Here is an 18687-nt window from a genome sequence, read left to right on the forward strand (position 1 = left end):
AACTCAATTTACCTGTTGGAACTTAGCTGGATGGACCGTTATCAAAGCCAACGATATCAACCAGCTCACTCGCTTTTGCGCGTTGAGCAGCAATCTCGTTGAGAGAAACTTCATCAGCTTTGAAGGAACCCCAGGAGGCAACCAGTTCAGATGGTGCGATGCCTGGCTCTACTGGATACTCGAAGTTCTGTGCAGCATAGATAGCCTGCGCTTCATCGGAAGCAAGGAATTCCATCAGCTTTACAGCGTTGTCTTTGTTCGGAGCATTTTTCGCCAGAACCATGCCGGAGATGTTCACGTGAGTGCCACGACCTTCGGTGTTCGGGAAGAGAATGCGAACTGACGCTGCCCAATCCTTCTGCTCAGGATCTTTCTCGTTGGTTTGCATTTTGCCCATGTAATAGGTGTTGCCCAATGAGATGTCGCATTCACCTGCGAAGATGGACTTAACCTGCGCACGGTCGTTGCCGGTTGGCTTACGTGCCAGGTTGTCACGAACAGCTTCCAGCCACTTCTGTGTCTCAGCTTCACCCTTGTGAGCAATCATGGAAGCGATCAGACCGATGGAATAAACGTGTTGACCAGAGCGGGTGCAAAGGCGGCCTTTCCATTTTGGATCAGCAAGCTCTTCATAGGTGATGCTGTCTTGGGCAACGCGGTCTTTGGAAGCATAGATGACACGAGCGCGCGTTGTCAGACCAAACCAGTGGCCTTCAGAGTCACGCAAGTTTGCCGGGATGTTGCCGTTGATTGCATCGCTAACGACTGGCTGAGTAACACCGAGGTCTTTTGCACCCTGTAGGCGGCCAATGTCTACGGAAAGAAGAACGTCAGCTGGAGAGTTCTTACCCTCAGCCTTCATACGCTCGCCAAGACCTTTCTTAGCGAAAACAACGTTTGCTTTGACGCCAGTCTCAGCAGTGAATGCATCGAGAAGTGGTTTGATCAATTCTGGCTGGCGGTAAGAATAGATATTCACTTCGCCTTCTGCCTGAGCTGATGCGACCATACCGGTTGTACCAAGTGCAAAACCAGCTGCTGTCAGCCCAATTCCCTTAAACAACGACTTCATCGGAACATCTCCTGAGTGATCTTATACGCGTCTGCAAACGCTTGTCATTTGCCGTTATATCGGAAACTTGACTTTCTCTGTCAACTAATAAACTTCGTGAAAACAATGAGATAGAACTATTCTAAACTGTGAAATTCAGCTTTTAAGGTGCTATCCATCTGCAATTGCGAATGATTTTCAATTGCGGCTCATGTCAGCCTCAAGGAAAAGTTTACTGAAAAACTCAGAGTTGTTGAAAACAAACGGGTCTGAAGGGAGTGCAGTACCCACGTTCATATGCAGAAACGATTCCAATTTTAAGGAGTTGGAGTGTCTCCTTGTAGCACTCGTGCCATCCAGATGCGGTTCATGTTTTGCCCGCAAAGGATGAAAGAAGCCTTTTTGTCTTGCAGATTAGCGCGCTCTTTTGAAAGGCCTGCCAGACCAGCAGCAGCAGCACCTTCGCACGCATTGTGCGTTGTGCGATAAAGCAGACGGATTGCTTCTGCAATCTCATCCTCGCTGACACGGATAATGCGCTCAGCGCCTGATCTGATTAAGGCAAAAGCTTCCCGGGCAGGCCCTCGCACACAAATCCCCTCAGCAAAGGTATTGGCTGAATGTGTGAGTGCATATTCACCAGCTTCAATGGAGCGCGCGCACCCATCCGCCTTTTCTGCGACCACGCCGATGATCTTCGTCTTCAGGCCAAAGAGGTCGCGCACAGAAATTAGTCCGCATATGCCAGTGCCCAAACCAACAGGCACATAGATGGCATCCAGGTCCTTAATCGCGCGGAAGATCTCAAGCGCGTAAGTCGCGGCTCCAAGAACAAGATCATAATCAAAGCCGGGGGAGAGCACCTGCTTAGAATCCTCGGCCATTTGGCAGGCAAATGTATGAGCTTCCTCAAAGTCTTTGCCGTGCTCAATCAAAAATGCGCCATAGCTTTGGATAGCCGCTGTCGTTTCTTTGGAAGTACCTTGAGGAACAACAATTGCTGCGCGCTGGTGCAGCATTTTGGCTGCCCACGCCATGCCCAGTCCAAAGTTACCGCGTGTGGCGGCAACAAAGCTTGTAGAGCTGACATGTCGTTGTGATTGGCGTAAGAGATAAAGCAAAGCGCACCGGGCCTTAAACGATCCGGTGGGCGCATGGTTCTCGTGCTTGATGAAGACTTCGCAACCCAAGGCGTCATTGAGCAAGGGCCAGCTGTAAAGCGCTGTCGGGGCCATATGGCGCCGCAGTTCCTGCGAAGCATCTTCCAAAGCAGCCAGTGTGAGCATGCGAATCTCCTGCGATGGTCAGGCCACCACAGGAGCGCGTTATTCGGCGAGAACTCGCTGAGGTGGGAAAGTGACTTCAGCCAGCGTACCTTCATCCTCTTCAGAATTTATTGAAAACGAAGCACGGTTCGCTTCCACAAGGGCTTTGGTTAATGGAAGACCAAGACCGGACCCTTCTGTTGAAGCAGAGGCATTAAGGCGGCGGAACGGTTGAAGCGCAGCTTCCAGATCAGCCTTCGACATCCCGTGGCCAGTATCCCGAACGCGCAAGTGCACTTCACCACTCGGATCAAGCACAAGCGAGATGATTACCTGACCACCGGACCGGTTGAACTTGATGGCGTTAGACAGCAGGTTCAATGTGATTTGGCGCAGCGTTTTCGGATCCGCCACAATCTTAGGAACAGACAGAGGTGTACTGGCGCGAATAATAACGCGTTGATCATTCGCCTGAGGCTGCAACAGTGCCACGCACTCATTGATTACATCGGCTGCAGAAACAGCTTCAAACGCCAGATCCATCTTGCCAGCTTCAATCCTGGCCAGATCAAGCAGGTCGTTGATCAGCGTCAGCATATGGGAGCAGGAGCGATGGATATCGCGGGCGTACTCTTTGTAACGCACATTCCCAAGCTCACCAAAGCGCTCTTCCTGCATCACTTCTGAGAACCCGATCACCGCATTGAGTGGCGTGCGGATTTCATGGCTGATTTTAGTCAGATACTCAGACTTGTGAGTGTTGGCTTTCTCCGCCTTGTACCGGGCACTCACCAACTCTTCTTCAGCTCGTTTGAACTGCGTGATATCGCGCAACACAGCACAGAAAAGCTGCTCGTTTGCGTGGCTGACACGTCCCATGCTTAGGAACGTTGGGAAGATGTCACCATCCAGTGTTTGGCAAATGACCTCACGTCCGTCATTGAGCACACTGGAAACGCCATTAGCGACCAATCCATCCAGATAATCCAGCGCTGCAATGTGGCTCTCATCCGCAAGGAATGTCGTAAATGGAGCACCTAGAAGGTCATCTTCGCCGGCATTAAACAGGGCTTCTGCAGAGTGATTTGCACTGCGGATGATGCCGCGCTGATCCATCACCAGCACGCCGTCTGTCGCAGTTGCGAGAACGGATTCCAGCTCTTCAATGCGCGTGTGCAGATGTTTGATTTGAGTTTCGGAGCCAGTTGCAGCCTGAACGTGAGCCGAAGCTGCAGGGGCATCTGCTTCACCCTGTATCTTCTCCACCACAGAGATCATGAGCGCTTGCGCACCATTCCAAGGCACAGCATGCATACGCGCATCAACGGAAAGCACACCGCCTTCTGCGAGCCGTACGTGTACGATACGGTCTACAGTTTGAGAGCTTGGAGTAGGGCACTCTTCAGGTTCTGCGAAGATTGCTTCAAGGCCTCCTGCCTCATTCAATCCTTCAAAGCGCTCGTAACCAAGCAGCTCAAGCAGAGTGTCGTTTGCATAAACAACATCGCGGTCGCGAACAACGGCGACCCCAATCGGAAGGCGGTCCAGAAGGCGGGGATCGATTGGCGCTACAATCGGCTTGTCTGGAATACGTCCAGTCTTTTCGCGAGCGCGTTCTGCAGCTTCTTCAATATCTGGTGGAACACGTGGCAGAACCACATGGGTTACGTTGTCCTGCTTTGGCTCAGTCGCAACGGTTTCATCACGTGCCGCAGGTTCAGCGGGCAGCGGAATAATGTTGTTAGTTTTCGTCGCTGTTACAGGCTTTGGTTCTTCGTGGAACTCAGTCTCCACCACATCAGTTTCAGCTACGGCGACAGCTGCTGTCTCTTCGGGTGTAGCAGGAACTGTTTTTGCTTCAGCTTGTGCCGGAACAGCAGTTTGCTCATCTTTCTTCTCAGCACCCAATGCCCGCGCAATCTTGTCGAAGGCATCTCGCTCTGGTTTGGAAAGTCCAACATTCTCTCTTGGAACAGGATGTTTATCTACCAAGCGAACAATGCTGTTGGTCAATTCCGCAAGGCTGCGTGGACCAGTTCTGACTTTCTTTTGCGGTGCGTCCGGCAAGTTTGCAATAGCACGCTCAAAGTCATCTTTACTGGTTGGCTCGGGAATTGACGGAGCAGCGCTCACCTGTTCTGCGGTTTCTGGTGGAGCTTCCTCAGCCTCAGTAAGATCTTCTTCAAAAGCCTGCAAATCAGTTTCAGCCGTCACTTGCTCAGGACCTTCCGAAGCAGGAACAGTCTGATCAGCTATTTCAGGCTCAGAAACCTCCTCAGGTTGCGCTTCGACCTCAACGGGAGCCGCAATTTCAAGAGGGTCTGTCGGATCGCGAAGGACGTCAGCATCCGTCAGCTGAAGGAACCCTTCATTCTCCTCAACAGCAATTGCTTCTTCGTCATGAAGAAAGTGCAATCCATTTTCATCTGACTGTGTGTCTGATGCAGGTAGATCCGGTTCTGCTGGGAGATTGATTTCAGCATTAGCATCAGCATCAGCGTCTGATTCAGGCTCATGAGCCGCCGCGACTGTCACTTCTTCAACCGGAGCAGCCTCAGGAGAGGTTTCCGGCTCAGGATGTTCGGCACTCTCAACTACTTCCTGCTCTTCTTCCTCTGCATCCTCGCTGAAATCAACGATCAACTCTGGAATCTCAGGTTCACTCTGTAAGAAACCTGGCGCCGTAATGCCATCAACCAGTGGTGCCTCAACAATTTCCGTTACCTGACGTGTCTCAGTCTCGGAAAGTGCTTCGATTGGTGCGACGTCTCCCTGCACAAATCGTTCTGGCTGATCGTGCTCAAGCGTCAGCCCAACATCAGGCTCACTGACAGGAGCTTCTGTCTTTGCCGGTTCAGAGGTAGCTTCAGTATCTTCGCTTTCCTCTTTTAGCGCGGCACGTAACTTGGTCAGAACTGTAAGCGGATCAACAGGTTCATCGGATTTCTTTGCATCGACGCTGCGGATAACCCCAAATCCGCGCAAGCCGTCATACTCGCCTGATTTTGTTTCTACCGGTTGAGCAGATAAATCGAGAGGAACAACCTTGTTGGAATTACAGGCAGGCCAAAGCAGTGTCGCACCGCTGACGGCACGCTGTTTTTTGATCGCCTTTGAAATTGCCGGGACCTTACCAATCCTCAGCTTTTTGCGGACAGCATCGAACGGGAGGCCGATCAAAGCGGCATCCTGTGGGCCTAATAGCTCGGCGAACTCCTTCGAGAAGCTACGAAAGCAGCCGTTTCGGTCCAGCTCCCAAGTGAAGCGGATCGGCCGTTGTCGGCGTTTGAAGACAAAGTCAGCCACGAGCTCGGTCCCTACTCTGAAGGTTTCCCAAGAAGGGGTTGGTTGAGAAACGCAATCTACTCTCTTTCACAGGCACCAAGACGCAAAATTGGCGGTGCTATCAAATGATATCCGGTTTTAAACGGGCATGTAAGCGACTTCAGCGGTTTTGCTGTAAGCTTACTAAAGAAACCTGCCTCAATTTATCAGGGGTACATTTTTCCAATTATAGCCCCACCCTACTTTATCTGTAAGCTTTGAAAAACCAGAGCCTGCCATTTATGGCAACCCACCCACCGGCAATTTCAAAAGCTAAATCCTGATAAAGGCTTAGAGTTTAACAAATGAGCGCCGAACTTCGCATCTGTCAATTCCAATAGATACAAGCCGCCCAATTATTCACCCCACAATTCCTGTATACTTAAAGTACCGTAAACTGCAGTGCTCGTCTAAGCTCCTATTTTCTTTCCCTATGGTTAAGTATAGCATTGCCACATCAGAGTAAACGAGTTGCAAATAGGGGAGGGAATAGGCCCTTTCCACAATGCGAATGAAACCTTAATCAACAATGGTGGAGGCTTGAGCATGGCAGATACAAAAGTTCCTTTTGAAGTTTCGGATCAAATGCGTGAATTTGCTGATCGAAGCATTGATCAGGCACGCAAGGCTTTTGATAATTTCATGGATGCAACCGAAAATGCGGTGAGCAGCATGGAAGATGCATCAAGCACAATGCATGTCGATTCCTCAGACATGCACCGTCAGGCCCTTTCATTTGCAGAGCAAAATGTGAATTCCGCTTTTGAATTAGCGCAGCGCATGTTTCAGGCGCGCGACATGGAAGAGCTTGTGGGCTTGCAGCAAGAGTACTTGCACAAGCAGATGGAGCAAAGTGGAGCACAAATGCGAGAGATGGGTGAGAAAGCCTCCCGCGCTGTAAAGGATGCAGCAAAAAAAGCAGGAGACTTCTGAGGAGCCTTGGTTTTAAGGGGCTGATTCCTGCCCAAACAACGGTGGAATGAGGCGTATCAGCGCCTCGTTCGAGGTATGCCATTAAAACCCACCGCTGCAAACTCGCGATTTGCACCACCAGAATAAAAAAGTTTTCTTCTTCGTTTCAGCAGCTTAAGCGCAATCGATATTGTTGCGCTGCAAAATAATGTTGCAATGCACAAAATAGCTCCTATATTAATCTCAAGTTGACCTAAGGGGAGACGGTTCTCTCCCCCTTGATCCTTTATGTTTCTCCCAAGACGATAAGGAGCAATCCAAATGACTACTGCGAAAATTGATACTGCTAAATCCGAGAAGAAAACTGAACAGGCTGCTCCAAAAGCTGCCAAATCTGTAGAGAATGAGGTGTTTGCAATGAACAAGATGGAAGTGCCTGCATTTATCCAGGAAATGACTGAAAAGAGCGTTGATCAGGCGCGTGAAGGTTATGCCAAAGTGAAGTCTGCTTCTGAAGAAGCATCTGCAATGCTTGAAGAGACCATGGAAGTGACACGTGACAGCTTCATGGAAATCAATCTGAAAGCTGTCGATGCAGCGAAAGACAATTCCGAAGCTGCATTCTCTCACATTCGCGACATGTTCGGTGTGAAGAGCTTGTCTGAAGCAATCGAGCTTCAGTCTTCTTACAGCCGCAAACAGTATGATGCGATGAGCCAACAGGTGAGAGAGATGCAGGAAACTGCAACGAAACTTGCGACCACGATGTCTCAGCCTGCAAAAGAAGCTTTCGACAAATCTATGAAAGATATGAAGCTGGCATAATTCCGGCTAAATTTTTTCAAGAACGTACATATCCTCCCGATTGGATTGCATAGCAACTTGCAACTCATGCGGGAGGATTTTGCGTTTAAGCCTCTGAAAAACAGAGTGAAACCACCTAGTTGCAGTGTGTAACTGGCGATTTTTTATCAGTGTTGTGGACTTTTTTCATTTTGATGTTTCAAGGGACTTGCCAACCTTAAAAATTCTACCTATGTTCCGCGCCACTGGCAAGCAGACGTAGCTCAGTTGGTTAGAGCGTCGGATTGTGGCTCCGAAGGTCGGTGGTTCGAATCCACTCGTCTGTACCATCTCTTCTTAAGGCTCTTTAGTGAGATAGTTGAGATCATCTGCTTCGCCAGTTCTTTTCCTTATTTCCTTGAAAAGACTGGATTATTCCTCAGGTATCTGCTTGGGAATAAGAATGGCGTTTGCATTCCTTTCAATAACTTCCCCAAGCCAGAACGCGCAATCGGATTGCTCAAAGAGATCCTCATAAGTTGCCTCGATGTTCGCACCCTGCAGGACATTGAAGTTTGATGGGTTGCCGATTTTCGGCCAGCTCCACAATTTCCAGTCTTTGGATGGTCCCTCTGTGGGTGTCTTTGCAAATTGCGCCCAAAGCGCGTTCATCTTCACAGCAAGGTCTTTGTCTTCTTGTGTCGCATCCGGCGGCATAGTGTTGAATACGAATGGCAATTCCGAAGCGTGACAGGCGTTGTCCCACTGGTTGTGTGGGCCGCAAGCATTATTCACCTTCGGGTTTGTAGGTGGCTTTTCCATGTTCTCGACAGATGTCTGCGCGAAGAAATAAAGCCACGTGTTATCGCTCGGCTTTTCCCGCTCGATGTTGGCGGACATAGTAGGGCAGGTGAGCACTGAATTCCCAATCAGGTTGGAAAGAGCCGTGGCCGGTGTCTTCGGGCGCAAGCCATATGCAGCAGGAGTTTGCGCGCCATACCCAGCGCGGCCCACAATCAACATCGGGTTTTCGTAATCACGGCCCAAAATCCCATTGAAAGTTACAGCGTTTAGCTTCCCGGTCGCGTCAATAAAGTTCGCGAACAGAACGCCTTCGTTCTTGTTAAAGCCTAACATCAAGGGCTTTTCATTACCCTTTTCCATCTGCACATTGGGCTGCTCTTTAAGGAAACTGCCATCAATGATGGGGGAAAAGGCTATGCTGCCAGGCAGGGCACTCAGGAACACGCCTTTTTTGAAGAGCGTATCCTGAAGCAAAGCCTGAGCCAGAAGAATTTGTCGCGTATTCGCTTTTTCCAGATCATCAAGCTGTGCTGTTAACGCACATTCATCTGAGTCTGGATTGCGAATGACAGCTCTCAGGCATTTTAGATAGAAGTAGAAGAGGTCACGCCCTTCCTCTTTATTGCGATACTTATAGGCAGATGCGCTGCTTTGCATGATGCCAGCGCGGAACAGATCCTTAGAGCTATCAGCGCTGAACATATGTAGGCCAACAGCCATCGCGCCGGAACTCACACCAAAGATCGTGACCTGCTCAGGATCTCCGCCAAATGATGAAATATGCTTCTGCACCCACTTCAGTGCAGTCTGCTGATCCTGCAAGCCGTAATTGCCACCGTTGGAAGGCTCTTGTCCGGTGATCCCGTCAGTCGCCAGAGTGCCAAGAATGCCAAGGCGAAAGTTGACTGTCACGAGCACAATGTTCTGATCAGCAGCAAACGACTTGCCAGAATAAAGCTCGATGATCTCTTTATCGGCAGCGTGATAGGCCTTGTCTGCTCCTCCAGCCATAAAACCACCACCATGGAAAAACACCATGACAGGCAGTTTGCTGAGGTTCTTGATAGCATCAGCCGGTGCCCAGATATTCATATAAAGGCAGTCTTCTTCACCGCGCAGCTGATCTTTTGGATTCCAGATCGGCTGAGGGCAACGAGCTCCGTATTGCAATGCCTCGTAGCCGTTGGGCTCATACTCATCAAACACACTGGAGGGTTGCCACCGCGTCGCTTGCCCATACTGCACGCCCTTGAACACGCTGAGAAGTTGGCTTCCAGCATCATCAGCCTTCCCGCAAAGGATTTTCTTGTTGCTGAGAGTGATGCAGGGCTGCTCAGGCGGTGCTGGCTGGTCAGGGGCAAAAAGCAGCTGGTCATCTGCGTTTGGGCTTTGCGCAAATGACCACGTCATGCTGAGAATGCTGAATGCAAGGACAAGCACCGTTTTCATGGAACCCCACCTTCTTGTTTGTTTTTGGGCTTCCCTTAGTCTTCATCTTTTAGGAAAAAACGGGGTTAAACAGCATGCTTTAAATTGCCTTGCGGAAATTGTGGCAAATTTTTGAGTGTCAAAAGGCTTTGTTTAATTCAGTGATGATTTGTGTGACTACCATCACAAACCAATAAAAATGGCTGTTTTCAGCGACAAATCCGGTGGAATTCAAGGACACTGTCTCATTGGGCACTTGTATTAGGCGCCCAGTGGCTTTTGATAGGGTTAATGTTCGATAGGGGGCAGATTCATTGTGATTCATCTGACCCTCAAAAATTACGATGTGAGAATTTTAAATGAAAAAACTGATGCACGCCGCGTTTGCTATTGTTCTCGGCCTTTCCGTTGCAGCATGTACAACAACCAATCCATACACGGGTGAGTCCCGCGTTTCCAAAACGGCAGGCGGTGCAGGCCTTGGTGCAGCCACTGGCGCAATCATCGGCGCAATCGCTGGCGGTAAAAGCGCTCGCGTTGAAGGCGCGCTCGTTGGTGCTGCTGCTGGTGGCCTGATCGGTGGTGGTATCGGTAACTACATGGACCGTCAGGAAGCACAGCTTCGTCAGCAGCTCCAGTCCTCTGGCGTTTCCGTAACTCGTAACGGCAACCAGATCGTACTGAACATGCCAAACGATGTGACCTTCGCTGTTGGTCAGGCAACTCTGTCCTCCCGCGCAATGCAGGTCCTCAACAGTGTTTCTCTTGTTGCGAAAGAATTCCCGCAGACACGTCTGAACGTTTACGGCCACACCGACAACACTGGGTCCGCTCAGTTCAACCTACAGCTTTCTCAGCGTCGCGCAGACTCCGTCAGCAACTACCTGTATAATCAGGGTGTAAACGGTGCACGCATCTCCGCAGCAGGTTACGGCCTGACCAGCCCGATCGCGTCCAACGCAACCGAAGCTGGCCGCGCGCAGAACCGCCGTGTAGAGATCATCCTGTCTCCACTGAACTAATCTTTCAGACAGGCAAAAGTTTTAGAACGCGGTCCCTTACTGGGGCCGCGTTTTTTGTTAGTCTCCCACCGTCAATAGGGGAGGCTTGCACATGACACAGGAAAATCTGGCTGCATCACATTTCCAGACTGCTGGAGAGAGCTACGCAAAGTACCGCCCAACCTATCCTGCAGAGCTTGTTGAGTTTTTGGCTTCACAATGCCAGCAGCACAATCTGGCTTTGGATGTTGGCTGCGGGAATGGTCAACTCAGTGGCATGATTGCCAAACATTTCAGGAAGGTGCTTGCCGCAGATATCAGCGCCTCACAAATTGAAAACGCAGCACCCGTTCCAAACATTTGCTTTGCAGTAGAACCGGCAGAGCACTGCTCAGCTGAAGATACGTCCCTTAATCTGATTGTCGCTGCACAGGCTGCGCATTGGTTTGATCTGGCAAGTTTTTATGAGGAAGTCAGGCGTGTTGGTGCGCCAGGGTGTGTGCTCGCACTCGTCAGCTATGGTGTTCTCTCCATCAATCATGCCGAATGCAATACCCGTTTTCGCCAGTTCTATTACGATGAAACCGGCCTTTATTGGCCACCAGAGCGCCAGCACGTCGACAGCGGATACGCCAGTTTTGAGTTCCCGTTTCAGGAGCTGGAGTATCCGGAGATGTCTATTGAACGGGATTGGGCGCTGGAGCAGTTCCTCGGCTACGTGCGCACGTGGTCCTCTGTCAAAGCAGCGGCAAAGGCTGGCAAGCAAAGCCTGATGGAAAGCTTTGCAAAAGAGTTGACCAGCCTTTGGGGAGATCCTCAGCAACTCCGCAAGATCAGTTGGCCCATCGCAATGCGGCTGGGCCGTCTCTGAGCAACAACTGCTTTATAGGCTGCTAGGCCATCGTGTGTGTAGGTCGTCAATCTTGAACTCATGCACGTGGCTCTTGCCTACCTTGTCGACGCCCTTTGACCAATGAGGATCATTGTCTGGCAGGTCCTCGTGGGAATGTCGCAACTTCTTTGCATCCTTGCTCGGCCACAGCAGCATTGCAGCGAAAACGCTGATCCACGCCAATACCGCCATGAAAAGAAAGCTGATCGGTATGCCCAGACGAGCACCAACCCAGCCAGCCATTGGATAGCCAATCAGCCAGCATACATGGCTGAGCGCAAACTGGCTTGCAAACACCGACGGAAGATCTCCACCTCTCGCAGAGCGTCGTAAAACCCGGCCTGATGGTGTTTGTGCCGCGGAATAGCCAAGGCCCATCAGGAACCAGAGCGGAAGCAACTGCGTAAAGCTGCTCAACATAAACCCGAAGCTGAGGCAAACGGCCATGATACTGGCGCCAAGGATCATGACGCTTCTGTCTTTAAAACGCTCCAGAACTTTAGGAAGGCTGAGCGCTGTAATCATGGAGCCTGCACCAAAACAAGCTAGAGCAATGGCAACATCATCAGCTTGCAGGCCAAACGTGCCTTGTACAATCACCACCGTATTCACAATCACCATGGACCCGCCAGCCGCGACAGCAAGATAAACAGCAAGCATTCCGCGCAGGCGAGGGGTACTGAGATAGATACGAGTGCCTTGCGTCATGCGCTTGACTGTACGCTGGTTCTCGACAGGTTTGAGCTTTGGCAAAGTCACGGAAACGACAAGTGCAGCAGAGGCGAGGAAACCGATCACCGTACCACCAAACAGACCATGAAAATTGATCACCAACAGCAAGCCAGCCGCAATCGTCGGGCTGAGCAGGTTCTCAAGATCATAAGCAAGACGGCTCAATGACAGAGCGTTGGTGTAGTCTTTCTCTTCTGGCAACACGTCAGGAATAACCGCTTGAAATGCGGGCGTGAAGGCTGCTGAAGCGGACTGCAGCACAAAGATAAGCAGATAGATTTGCCAGATCTCAGTCACAAACGGCAGCGCAAGAGCAACTGCCGCACGGATGAGATCCAGCCCCACCAGCACAGCACGTCTCGGCAACCGTTCAACAAACGCAGCTGCAATCGGGGCCAGCCCAACATAGGCAATCATCTTGATCGCAAAGGCAGTTCCAAGCACTGAACCAGCGTCTTCTCCGGCGATGTTAAACGCCAGAAGACTCAGGGCGACAGTGGCAAGACCAGTACCAAACAAGGCAATGACTTGAGCAAGAAACAGGTGGCGATAGGTTCGGTTCGCGAGTACGGACAGCACGCGGAAACTCCTTTGGCTTCTTGTTTTCTTGAGTTGACTATATCCCCCTAGAGGTAACGGGAGATTGCTTTGAACTCTTCAATCGTTTGCTCGGAATTTGCATCCGGATTGTTGACTGTGTCGTCGAGGCAATGGTCGAGATGATCGTAGATCAGGGTCTTCTTTGCCTGCATGACAGCTTTCTCAACCGCATGAAGTTGCTGAGCTATTTCCACACATGGACGACCATCCTCGATCATCCCGATAATGGATTTGAGGTGCCCGTCAGCGCGTTTTAGGCGATTAACAATTCCCGGATGGGACTGGTGTGTGCGCTTTTCAGTCATGTCTCACTATTATCCCCCCTAGGGGGATATTGCAAGTCGACTGAGTTTAACAAATGTGCAGTTAAATCATTTGAATAACCCTTCGTGGTATCGTCCGCGACAAACGGATGACAGCAGGGTGGCCTGAAGACCTGAGGAAACGAGGGCTTGCTCACCAACGCAGAATGCTGAAACTGAGTTTGATTGATGGATATGCACTGCCAACAAGGCGTGCCAGGAGAATGACGTGCCGGATAATTTTGTTTTTGCAGTGGACACGGATGGTGGTGTTGACGACGCCATCGCACTCATGATGCTCATCGGCTCAGGCAAGAAGATAGACTTCATCACGACTACATTCGGCAATGTCGATCTGGAGCAGGCAACAAAGAACATTCTGGACACGCTCGCCATCTGCAATGCAGACATCCCCGTCCATAAAGGCGCCTCTGATCCAATTTCCGGCGAGCGTATTGATGCTGTTTATGTTCATGGACCAGACGGGTTAGGCGGTGTGGAACGCCCCCAACATCTCCTGAGGCATTCAGGTGAGACAGCGCACAATGCTCTTCGGGATGTTCTGCGCAAAGCTGCGCTGGGTGGGCCAAAACTTCAGATCTTGACCATTGGACCACTCACAAATCTGGCAGAAGTTTTGCGCGAGGAGCCGGATCTGGTCGAAGGAGTTGATCGCATCTGGTCTATGGGTGGAACCTGCCACGGACGCGGCAACGTTACGCCTGCCGCTGAGTTCAACATCCTCTGCGACCCGGAAGCGGCAAAAGCAGTGTTTTCGCAGGCGATCAACACAACGCTCATTCCATGGGAACCAAGCCTCCATGATGCCCTCCCGGGGGATGTGGTCGATGGTATATTTGAGCGTTTGGGTGATACGGTACCAGCCAAGTTTGCAGAGCATATGTGTACGTTCATGCGAGAGCGTGGCAAGACGTGGTACCACGAAGACCTTCTGATCCTGCCTGATCCATTGGCTGCTGCTGCTCTGTTGGACTCTGAGGTTATAGCCCGAACCATTGTTTGCGGTGTACTCGTTGAAACAGGTGGTGAGTTTGCCCGCGGTGCGACCATTCTGGATCATGAGGGTAAAACGCAGGCACCTATTATCGGCATCATGGAGCGGGCAGACCGCCCTAAAGTGGAACGTATATTGGAAGGAACACTGGCAGCGCTTGCCTCGCGCCACCAGTGAAAACATTAGAGCAGCAAGGACCATGCAGTTGCTGCAAGCATCGCGATTGCCATAGCTATTGTGATGCCGCGCATCAAAGCGCCTTCGCCAATCACCTTAAGAATTGAAACCCCAACCATTGCCCACACACTGTGAGAGATCATGCCGCCGATCAAGAAACCAGCTGTCAGGATGGCAGCATTCTCATAAAGCCCCATACCATTGGCCGCGAAGAAGCTGGTAAACGCCACCAGGCTCATTGCCCAGGTCTTGGGGCTAAGTGGGTGAATGAGCAAACCTTCCCAAAATGTCGGCAAGCTAACTTCGCCCTTTGGCTTGATGTTCAACTGCACAATGCGCCAGGCCAGATAGGTCATGTAGGCCATGGAGGTAAACTTGAAGGCGTTGACCATCAGCCCCCCACGCGCCATCAACTGTCCCAGTCCGAAAGCCACACAGAGGTTGAGCAGAAGGCTGCCCAGCTCTGCTGCAATGATAACCGGAAAAGCAGTGCGATAACCCGCGCTGGCACCAATCGCCATGAAAGTGAGGTTTCCCGGCCCCGGAGTGCCGGTCATAATGGCTACAAAAATCGCGAATGCGCTGAGTGTTGCCCAATCCATATTGTTATTCCAGTCAATTGATACAATCTACACGATGTGCTAAATTATTGTATCGATCGTATCTATCAATCTCTTTATTGTTATGAATACAATGTGGAAGCCTGACCCAAACAAGCTCTCAAGCCCAAAATACCTAAGTATTGCAACGGCTTTGGAACAAGACATTCAAACTGGCCGCCTTGTGGAAGGTGACAAGCTTCCGCCTCAGCGCGAGCTTGCCTATCAGCTTGGAGTAACGCTTGGTACAATCACGCGGGCTTATGCCGAGGCTGAGCGCAGAAAGCTGGTGCGGGGAGAAACGGGCAGGGGCACATTCGTTGCCAAGACCGCCAATGTGCACTCACCGCTGATGCTGATGCCCAACACCGAAGGCATTCAGAGCTATGATTTAGCTCGCAATTTGGGCCTCGCTCACCTGAACCCGGATCTGGGCCAAATGCTCAGAGAATTGAGCGATGATCCTCTGGTCAACTCCCTGAACGAATATGGCCCGTCTGAGGGAACGTTCTATCATCGGGAGATAGGTGCTCAGTTTCTCTCAGAGTTTTATGGCGCACCGGCAAATGCCAGTCAGACACTGATTACATGCGGGGCGCAACACGGCATTCAGATCGCCATGTTGGCTATGTTCAACCGAGGCGATGCCATTGCAGTAGACGAGATGATCTATCCGCCCATTCTGTCTGTTCTACCGGCTCTGGGCCTGCAAATTGTACCTATCGAAGCTGAACGGGATGAGAACGGGCATATGGGGGCTATGTCTGCTGAGGCGCTGGAGGATGCTTGCACCAAACATGATATCCGCGGCGTCTTTCTGATACCGAACGCACAAAATCCGACAACTCATACATTGAGTAACGGCGAGCGCCAGCGACTGGCAACTGTGATTGAAAAGCACAACCTCACTGTCATTGAGGACGATCCCTATACGCCCTTCATTTCCAGCAAGCAGAAGAGCTTTCTGGAGCTGGTGCCCGAGAACACTGTCCTGGTTGGCTCCCCGTCCAAAGTCATGTCAGCCGGGTTGCGCACCGGCTATATTCATGTTCCGGGCAATGTCAAAACGGCTTTTGCCAACGCCATCGGCGAAAGCACATGGATGGCGGCTCCGCTCAATGTAGAGATCGTGTCCAGATGGATTACAGGTGGGGAACTGCAAGAAACACTGCAAAGAAAACGAGAAGTTCTCAGACAGCGCTATCAGTACATAAAAGAGGTGTTTCCGGACAACACGCTGCAAGGCGGCGAGGAGAAACTCTTCACATGGCTGCAACTCCCCCAACAGCAAAGTGCGGAGCTGGTGGCGCAAGCGGCTCTTTTGAGAGGCGTGGAAGTGCTGTCACATCGCAATTTTCAGGCTATGCCGCGCACAGACATCAACGCATTGCGGGTCAGCCCGTCAACGATTGCGCATCATAAGCACTTTGAAGAAGCGATATCTCTTCTGAAAGCATCAATCGAACATCTGGAAGAGATACAAGCCCCAAGGCCAATGGTGGGGTAAAGCATAAAAAAGCCCCTGCCAGTATTCAGGCAGGGGCTAATATCTGACCTAAGCCAGCATACTAAGCAAATCTTAGTATGGGCAAGCCATGTCGCTCATGTAGTCATGAACGGTGATTTTGCCGGAAATGATGTCTGCGCGAGCTGCTTCAACAGCTGCTTTCATTTCTTCGCTAACCAGTGGAGCGTTGTTTTCGTCCATTGCATAGCCAACACCGTCTTCAGCAAGACCAAGAGACTGGATGCCGGTTGTGAAGTTGCCTTCTTTTGCATCCATGAATGCATTTGCAACAGCTACGTCAACGCGCTTAACCATGGAGGTCAGCACTTTGCCTGGAGCCAGGTGGTTCTGGTTGGAGTCAACGCCGATGAACTTCTTGTCTTCATCAACAGCTGCCTGAAGAACACCAAGGCCGGTACCGCCAGCAGCAGCAAAGATTACGTCTGCGCCACGTGCGAAGTGAGACTTAGCAAGCTCACCACCTTTAACCGGATCGTTCCATGCAGCTGGAGTAGTACCAGTCATGTTTGCGAAGACTTCACCGTCTTTGTTGGTGGTTAGTGCGCCCTGCTTGTAACCACAGGAGAACTTGGAGATCAGCGGAATGTCCATGCCGCCCACAAAGCCAACCTTGCCGGTCTCGGATGCGAGCATTGCCATCATACCAACAAGGTAAGAACCTTCCTGCTCTTTAAAGACAACAGAACGTACGTTTGGCAGATCTACAACAGAGTCGATGATAGCAAAGCTGACATCTGGGAATTCTTTAGCAACTTTTTCAACTGGAGCAGCCTGCGCAAAGCCCATCGCTACGATTGGGTTCATGCCACGACGAGCGAAGTTGCGAAGAGCTTGCTCACGCTGGGAAGCGTTGGAGATCTCAAATTCGCGATACTCGATACCGGTCTCAGCCTTGAAAGCCTCAGCACCATTATAGGCAGCTTCGTTGAATGACTTGTCGAATTTGCCGCCCATGTCAAAGATAACTGCAGGCTTAAAGTCCGCTGCCATAGCAGTTGTGCTCATTGCTGCTGCCAATACTGCAGTTGCAGCGATGGTTTTGATGGATTTCATACCCATTCCTCCGTTATATCCCAATGGGAAACCATTACGTTGCCCTGTCCCCAAGTCCGTCTTCACCACTAAATCCCAACCTGGAGACTCACCTCATTGAGGTGAACGTCTAAGTGCATAACTTCCCCTGCGTAAGTCCAGCTAAGTGTTAGCTTGTCCTTAATTATGCGCCTATAGGTTGTCCAAAACGATCAGGCATGTTGAAAACAGTTATGTGTACGGCCTTTAGTTGGACACATGCCGGTGTTAGGATCAAGGTTAAAATGCGAATAAATATATTAGGACTGCAAAAATTTTCAGTTATCCGCCAATTTGGCTACTTTTATTCGTTAGAACGATCAAAATTGCTTAGTGAACATGCAGGAGTTTGGGGTGTTCGAATCATTTATTGACAAGGTTAAGTTCAAAACCAGAAAAGCCGGGCTATTACTTGGCGCTGGTCTGGTTTTGCTAGGCGTGTCTTCTGCTCAAGCTGCAACCTGTGGCGATACAGGGGCGGGCTTTGACCGCTGGTTGGCGTCCTATAAAAAGACACTCCAGTCTCAGGGCATTTCAAAGGCAACTTTGAACAGATCCTTGAATGGCATAACCTATAACCGCAAGGTGATTGGGTATGACCGGAACCAGAAATCTTTCAAACTCAGCTTCGACGAGTTTTACAAGCTCCGCGTCAACAATGCGCTCATTAATAAGGGTCGCAAGTTGATGAAAAAGCACGATCGGCTTTTCAATCGCATCGAGAACGAATTTGGCGTTCCGCGTGAGATCATCACCGCCATCTGGGGTCTTGAGACTGGCTATGGTCGTGGCATAGGCAACATGAGCACCATACGCTCTTTAGCAACGTTGGCTTATGATTGCCGCCGTGCTGATTTCTTCCGCAACGAGCTCTATCATGCGCTGCTCATCGTCCAGAAGGGCGACTTGAAGCCGAGCGAAATGAAGGGAGCTTGGGCAGGTGAGTTGGGTCAGACTCAGTTCCTCGCATCTTCCTACATCAAGTTCGCGATTGATTACAGCGGCGATGGCAAACGGGATCTGCTGTACAACACCTCAGATACTTTGGCTTCCACCGCGCACTTCCTCATGTCTTACGGCTGGCGACCGGGTCAACCTTGGGGACCGGGCACACCTAACTATGAGGTGATCCGCTCTTGGAACCGTGCTGGCGTATATGTCAAAACAATCCAGATCATGGCTGAAAAACTAAGCAAGTAATCC

Annotated in this window: 15 protein-coding genes and 1 tRNA gene; 8 read left to right on the forward strand and 8 right to left on the reverse strand. The window is 50.8% G+C overall.

The window, feature by feature from the left end; translation table 11 throughout:
• Window positions 1-22 precede the first annotated feature (22 nt).
• From PsAD46_RS06100 to PsAD46_RS06110, 3 genes are all read right to left on the reverse strand, one after another.
• Window positions 23-1009, reverse strand: coding sequence for a Fe(3+) ABC transporter substrate-binding protein (locus PsAD46_RS06100; protein ID WP_244273179.1), 987 nt, complete (start codon window positions 1007-1009; stop codon window positions 23-25).
• A 359-nt stretch (window positions 1010-1368) separates the two neighbouring features.
• Window positions 1369-2337, reverse strand: a complete 969-nt coding sequence (locus PsAD46_RS06105; protein ID WP_063306381.1) for a threonine dehydratase — start codon at window positions 2335-2337, stop codon at window positions 1369-1371.
• Window positions 2338-2376: 39 nt separating this feature from the next.
• Window positions 2377-5622, reverse strand: coding sequence for a PAS domain-containing sensor histidine kinase (locus PsAD46_RS06110; protein ID WP_063306382.1), 3246 nt, complete (start codon window positions 5620-5622; stop codon window positions 2377-2379).
• Between the two features lie 564 nt (window positions 5623-6186).
• Here PsAD46_RS06110 and PsAD46_RS06115 point away from each other — a divergent pair.
• The 3 genes from PsAD46_RS06115 (at window position 6187) to PsAD46_RS06125 (ending at window position 7685) form a co-directional block, all read left to right on the forward strand.
• A complete protein-coding gene (locus PsAD46_RS06115; protein ID WP_063286892.1) occupies window positions 6187-6573 on the forward strand; it encodes a phasin family protein in 387 nt (128 codons plus the stop codon).
• A 300-nt stretch (window positions 6574-6873) separates the two neighbouring features.
• Window positions 6874-7377 carry a phasin gene (locus tag PsAD46_RS06120; RefSeq protein WP_057464801.1) on the forward strand — a complete coding sequence of 168 codons (504 nt, stop codon included), beginning with the start codon at window positions 6874-6876 and terminating at the stop codon, window positions 7375-7377.
• A 231-nt stretch (window positions 7378-7608) separates the two neighbouring features.
• Window positions 7609-7685 (forward strand) — tRNA-His (locus tag PsAD46_RS06125).
• An 82-nt stretch (window positions 7686-7767) separates the two neighbouring features.
• On the opposite strand, the gene PsAD46_RS06130 is transcribed toward PsAD46_RS06125, so the two are convergent.
• Window positions 7768-9588, reverse strand: a complete 1821-nt coding sequence (locus PsAD46_RS06130; RefSeq protein WP_063306383.1) for a carboxylesterase family protein — start codon at window positions 9586-9588, stop codon at window positions 7768-7770.
• A gap of 338 nt (window positions 9589-9926) precedes the next feature.
• On the opposite strand from PsAD46_RS06130, the gene PsAD46_RS06135 reads away from it, so the two are divergent.
• Window positions 9927-10589 (forward strand): OmpA family protein, encoded by a 663-nt coding sequence (locus tag PsAD46_RS06135; protein WP_063290774.1) that lies wholly within the window; start codon window positions 9927-9929, stop codon window positions 10587-10589.
• A 91-nt stretch (window positions 10590-10680) separates the two neighbouring features.
• On the forward strand, window positions 10681-11439 hold the full coding sequence (locus PsAD46_RS06140) for a class I SAM-dependent methyltransferase (protein WP_063306384.1): 759 nt from the start codon (window positions 10681-10683) through the stop codon (window positions 11437-11439).
• Between the two features lie 12 nt (window positions 11440-11451).
• Here the strand turns inward: PsAD46_RS06140 and PsAD46_RS06145 are convergent, their stop codons facing one another.
• Both PsAD46_RS06145 and PsAD46_RS06150 read right to left on the reverse strand, forming a co-directional pair.
• On the reverse strand, window positions 11452-12771 hold the full coding sequence (locus PsAD46_RS06145; RefSeq protein WP_063306385.1) for an MFS transporter: 1320 nt from the start codon (window positions 12769-12771) through the stop codon (window positions 11452-11454).
• 47 nt (window positions 12772-12818) lie between these two features.
• A complete protein-coding gene (locus PsAD46_RS06150) occupies window positions 12819-13097 on the reverse strand; it encodes a metal-sensing transcriptional repressor (protein WP_057464798.1) in 279 nt (92 codons plus the stop codon).
• Between the two features lie 226 nt (window positions 13098-13323).
• Between PsAD46_RS06150 and PsAD46_RS06155 the strand changes: the two genes are divergently transcribed.
• Window positions 13324-14286, forward strand: a complete 963-nt coding sequence (locus PsAD46_RS06155; protein WP_057464797.1) for a nucleoside hydrolase — start codon at window positions 13324-13326, stop codon at window positions 14284-14286.
• A gap of 5 nt (window positions 14287-14291) precedes the next feature.
• Here the strand turns inward: PsAD46_RS06155 and PsAD46_RS06160 are convergent, their stop codons facing one another.
• Window positions 14292-14888 (reverse strand): LysE family transporter, encoded by a 597-nt coding sequence (locus PsAD46_RS06160; RefSeq protein WP_063306386.1) that lies wholly within the window; start codon window positions 14886-14888, stop codon window positions 14292-14294.
• A gap of 91 nt (window positions 14889-14979) precedes the next feature.
• Between PsAD46_RS06160 and PsAD46_RS06165 the strand changes: the two genes are divergently transcribed.
• Window positions 14980-16392, forward strand: a complete 1413-nt coding sequence (locus PsAD46_RS06165; protein WP_063306387.1) for a PLP-dependent aminotransferase family protein — start codon at window positions 14980-14982, stop codon at window positions 16390-16392.
• A gap of 72 nt (window positions 16393-16464) precedes the next feature.
• On the opposite strand, the gene PsAD46_RS06170 is transcribed toward PsAD46_RS06165, so the two are convergent.
• Window positions 16465-17418: a BMP family ABC transporter substrate-binding protein gene (locus tag PsAD46_RS06170; RefSeq protein WP_244271724.1), complete on the reverse strand. Its 954-nt coding sequence runs from the start codon at window positions 17416-17418 to the stop codon at window positions 16465-16467.
• 420 nt (window positions 17419-17838) lie between these two features.
• On the opposite strand from PsAD46_RS06170, the gene PsAD46_RS06175 reads away from it, so the two are divergent.
• A complete protein-coding gene (locus tag PsAD46_RS06175) occupies window positions 17839-18684 on the forward strand; it encodes a lytic murein transglycosylase (protein WP_244271721.1) in 846 nt (281 codons plus the stop codon).
• Window positions 18685-18687: the final 3 nt, after the last annotated feature.

It is taken from the genome of Pseudovibrio sp. Ad46 (assembly GCF_001623065.1).
GTDB lineage: Bacteria > Pseudomonadota > Alphaproteobacteria > Rhizobiales > Stappiaceae > Pseudovibrio.

Bases quoted from the DNA above. Each gene is read 5' to 3' on its own strand.
- PsAD46_RS06100 (WP_244273179.1), bottom strand. From the start codon at position 1,009: ATGGTCGCATCAGCTCAGGCAGAAGGCGAAGTGAATATCTATTCTTAC.
- PsAD46_RS06105 (WP_063306381.1), bottom strand. From the start codon at position 2,337: ATGCTCACACTGGCTGCTTTGGAAGATGCTTCGCAGGAACTGCGGCGC.
- PsAD46_RS06115 (WP_063286892.1), top strand. From the start codon at position 6,187: ATGGCAGATACAAAAGTTCCTTTTGAAGTTTCGGATCAAATGCGTGAA.
- PsAD46_RS06120 (WP_057464801.1), top strand. From the start codon at position 6,874: ATGACTACTGCGAAAATTGATACTGCTAAATCCGAGAAGAAAACTGAA.
- PsAD46_RS06130 (WP_063306383.1), bottom strand. From the start codon at position 9,588: ATGAAAACGGTGCTTGTCCTTGCATTCAGCATTCTCAGCATGACGTGG.
- PsAD46_RS06135 (WP_063290774.1), top strand. From the start codon at position 9,927: ATGAAAAAACTGATGCACGCCGCGTTTGCTATTGTTCTCGGCCTTTCC.
- PsAD46_RS06140 (WP_063306384.1), top strand. From the start codon at position 10,681: ATGACACAGGAAAATCTGGCTGCATCACATTTCCAGACTGCTGGAGAG.
- PsAD46_RS06150 (WP_057464798.1), bottom strand. From the start codon at position 13,097: ATGACTGAAAAGCGCACACACCAGTCCCATCCGGGAATTGTTAATCGC.
- PsAD46_RS06160 (WP_063306386.1), bottom strand. From the start codon at position 14,888: ATGGATTGGGCAACACTCAGCGCATTCGCGATTTTTGTAGCCATTATG.
- PsAD46_RS06165 (WP_063306387.1), top strand. From the start codon at position 14,980: ATGTGGAAGCCTGACCCAAACAAGCTCTCAAGCCCAAAATACCTAAGT.
- PsAD46_RS06170 (WP_244271724.1), bottom strand. From the start codon at position 17,418: ATGAGCACAACTGCTATGGCAGCGGACTTTAAGCCTGCAGTTATCTTT.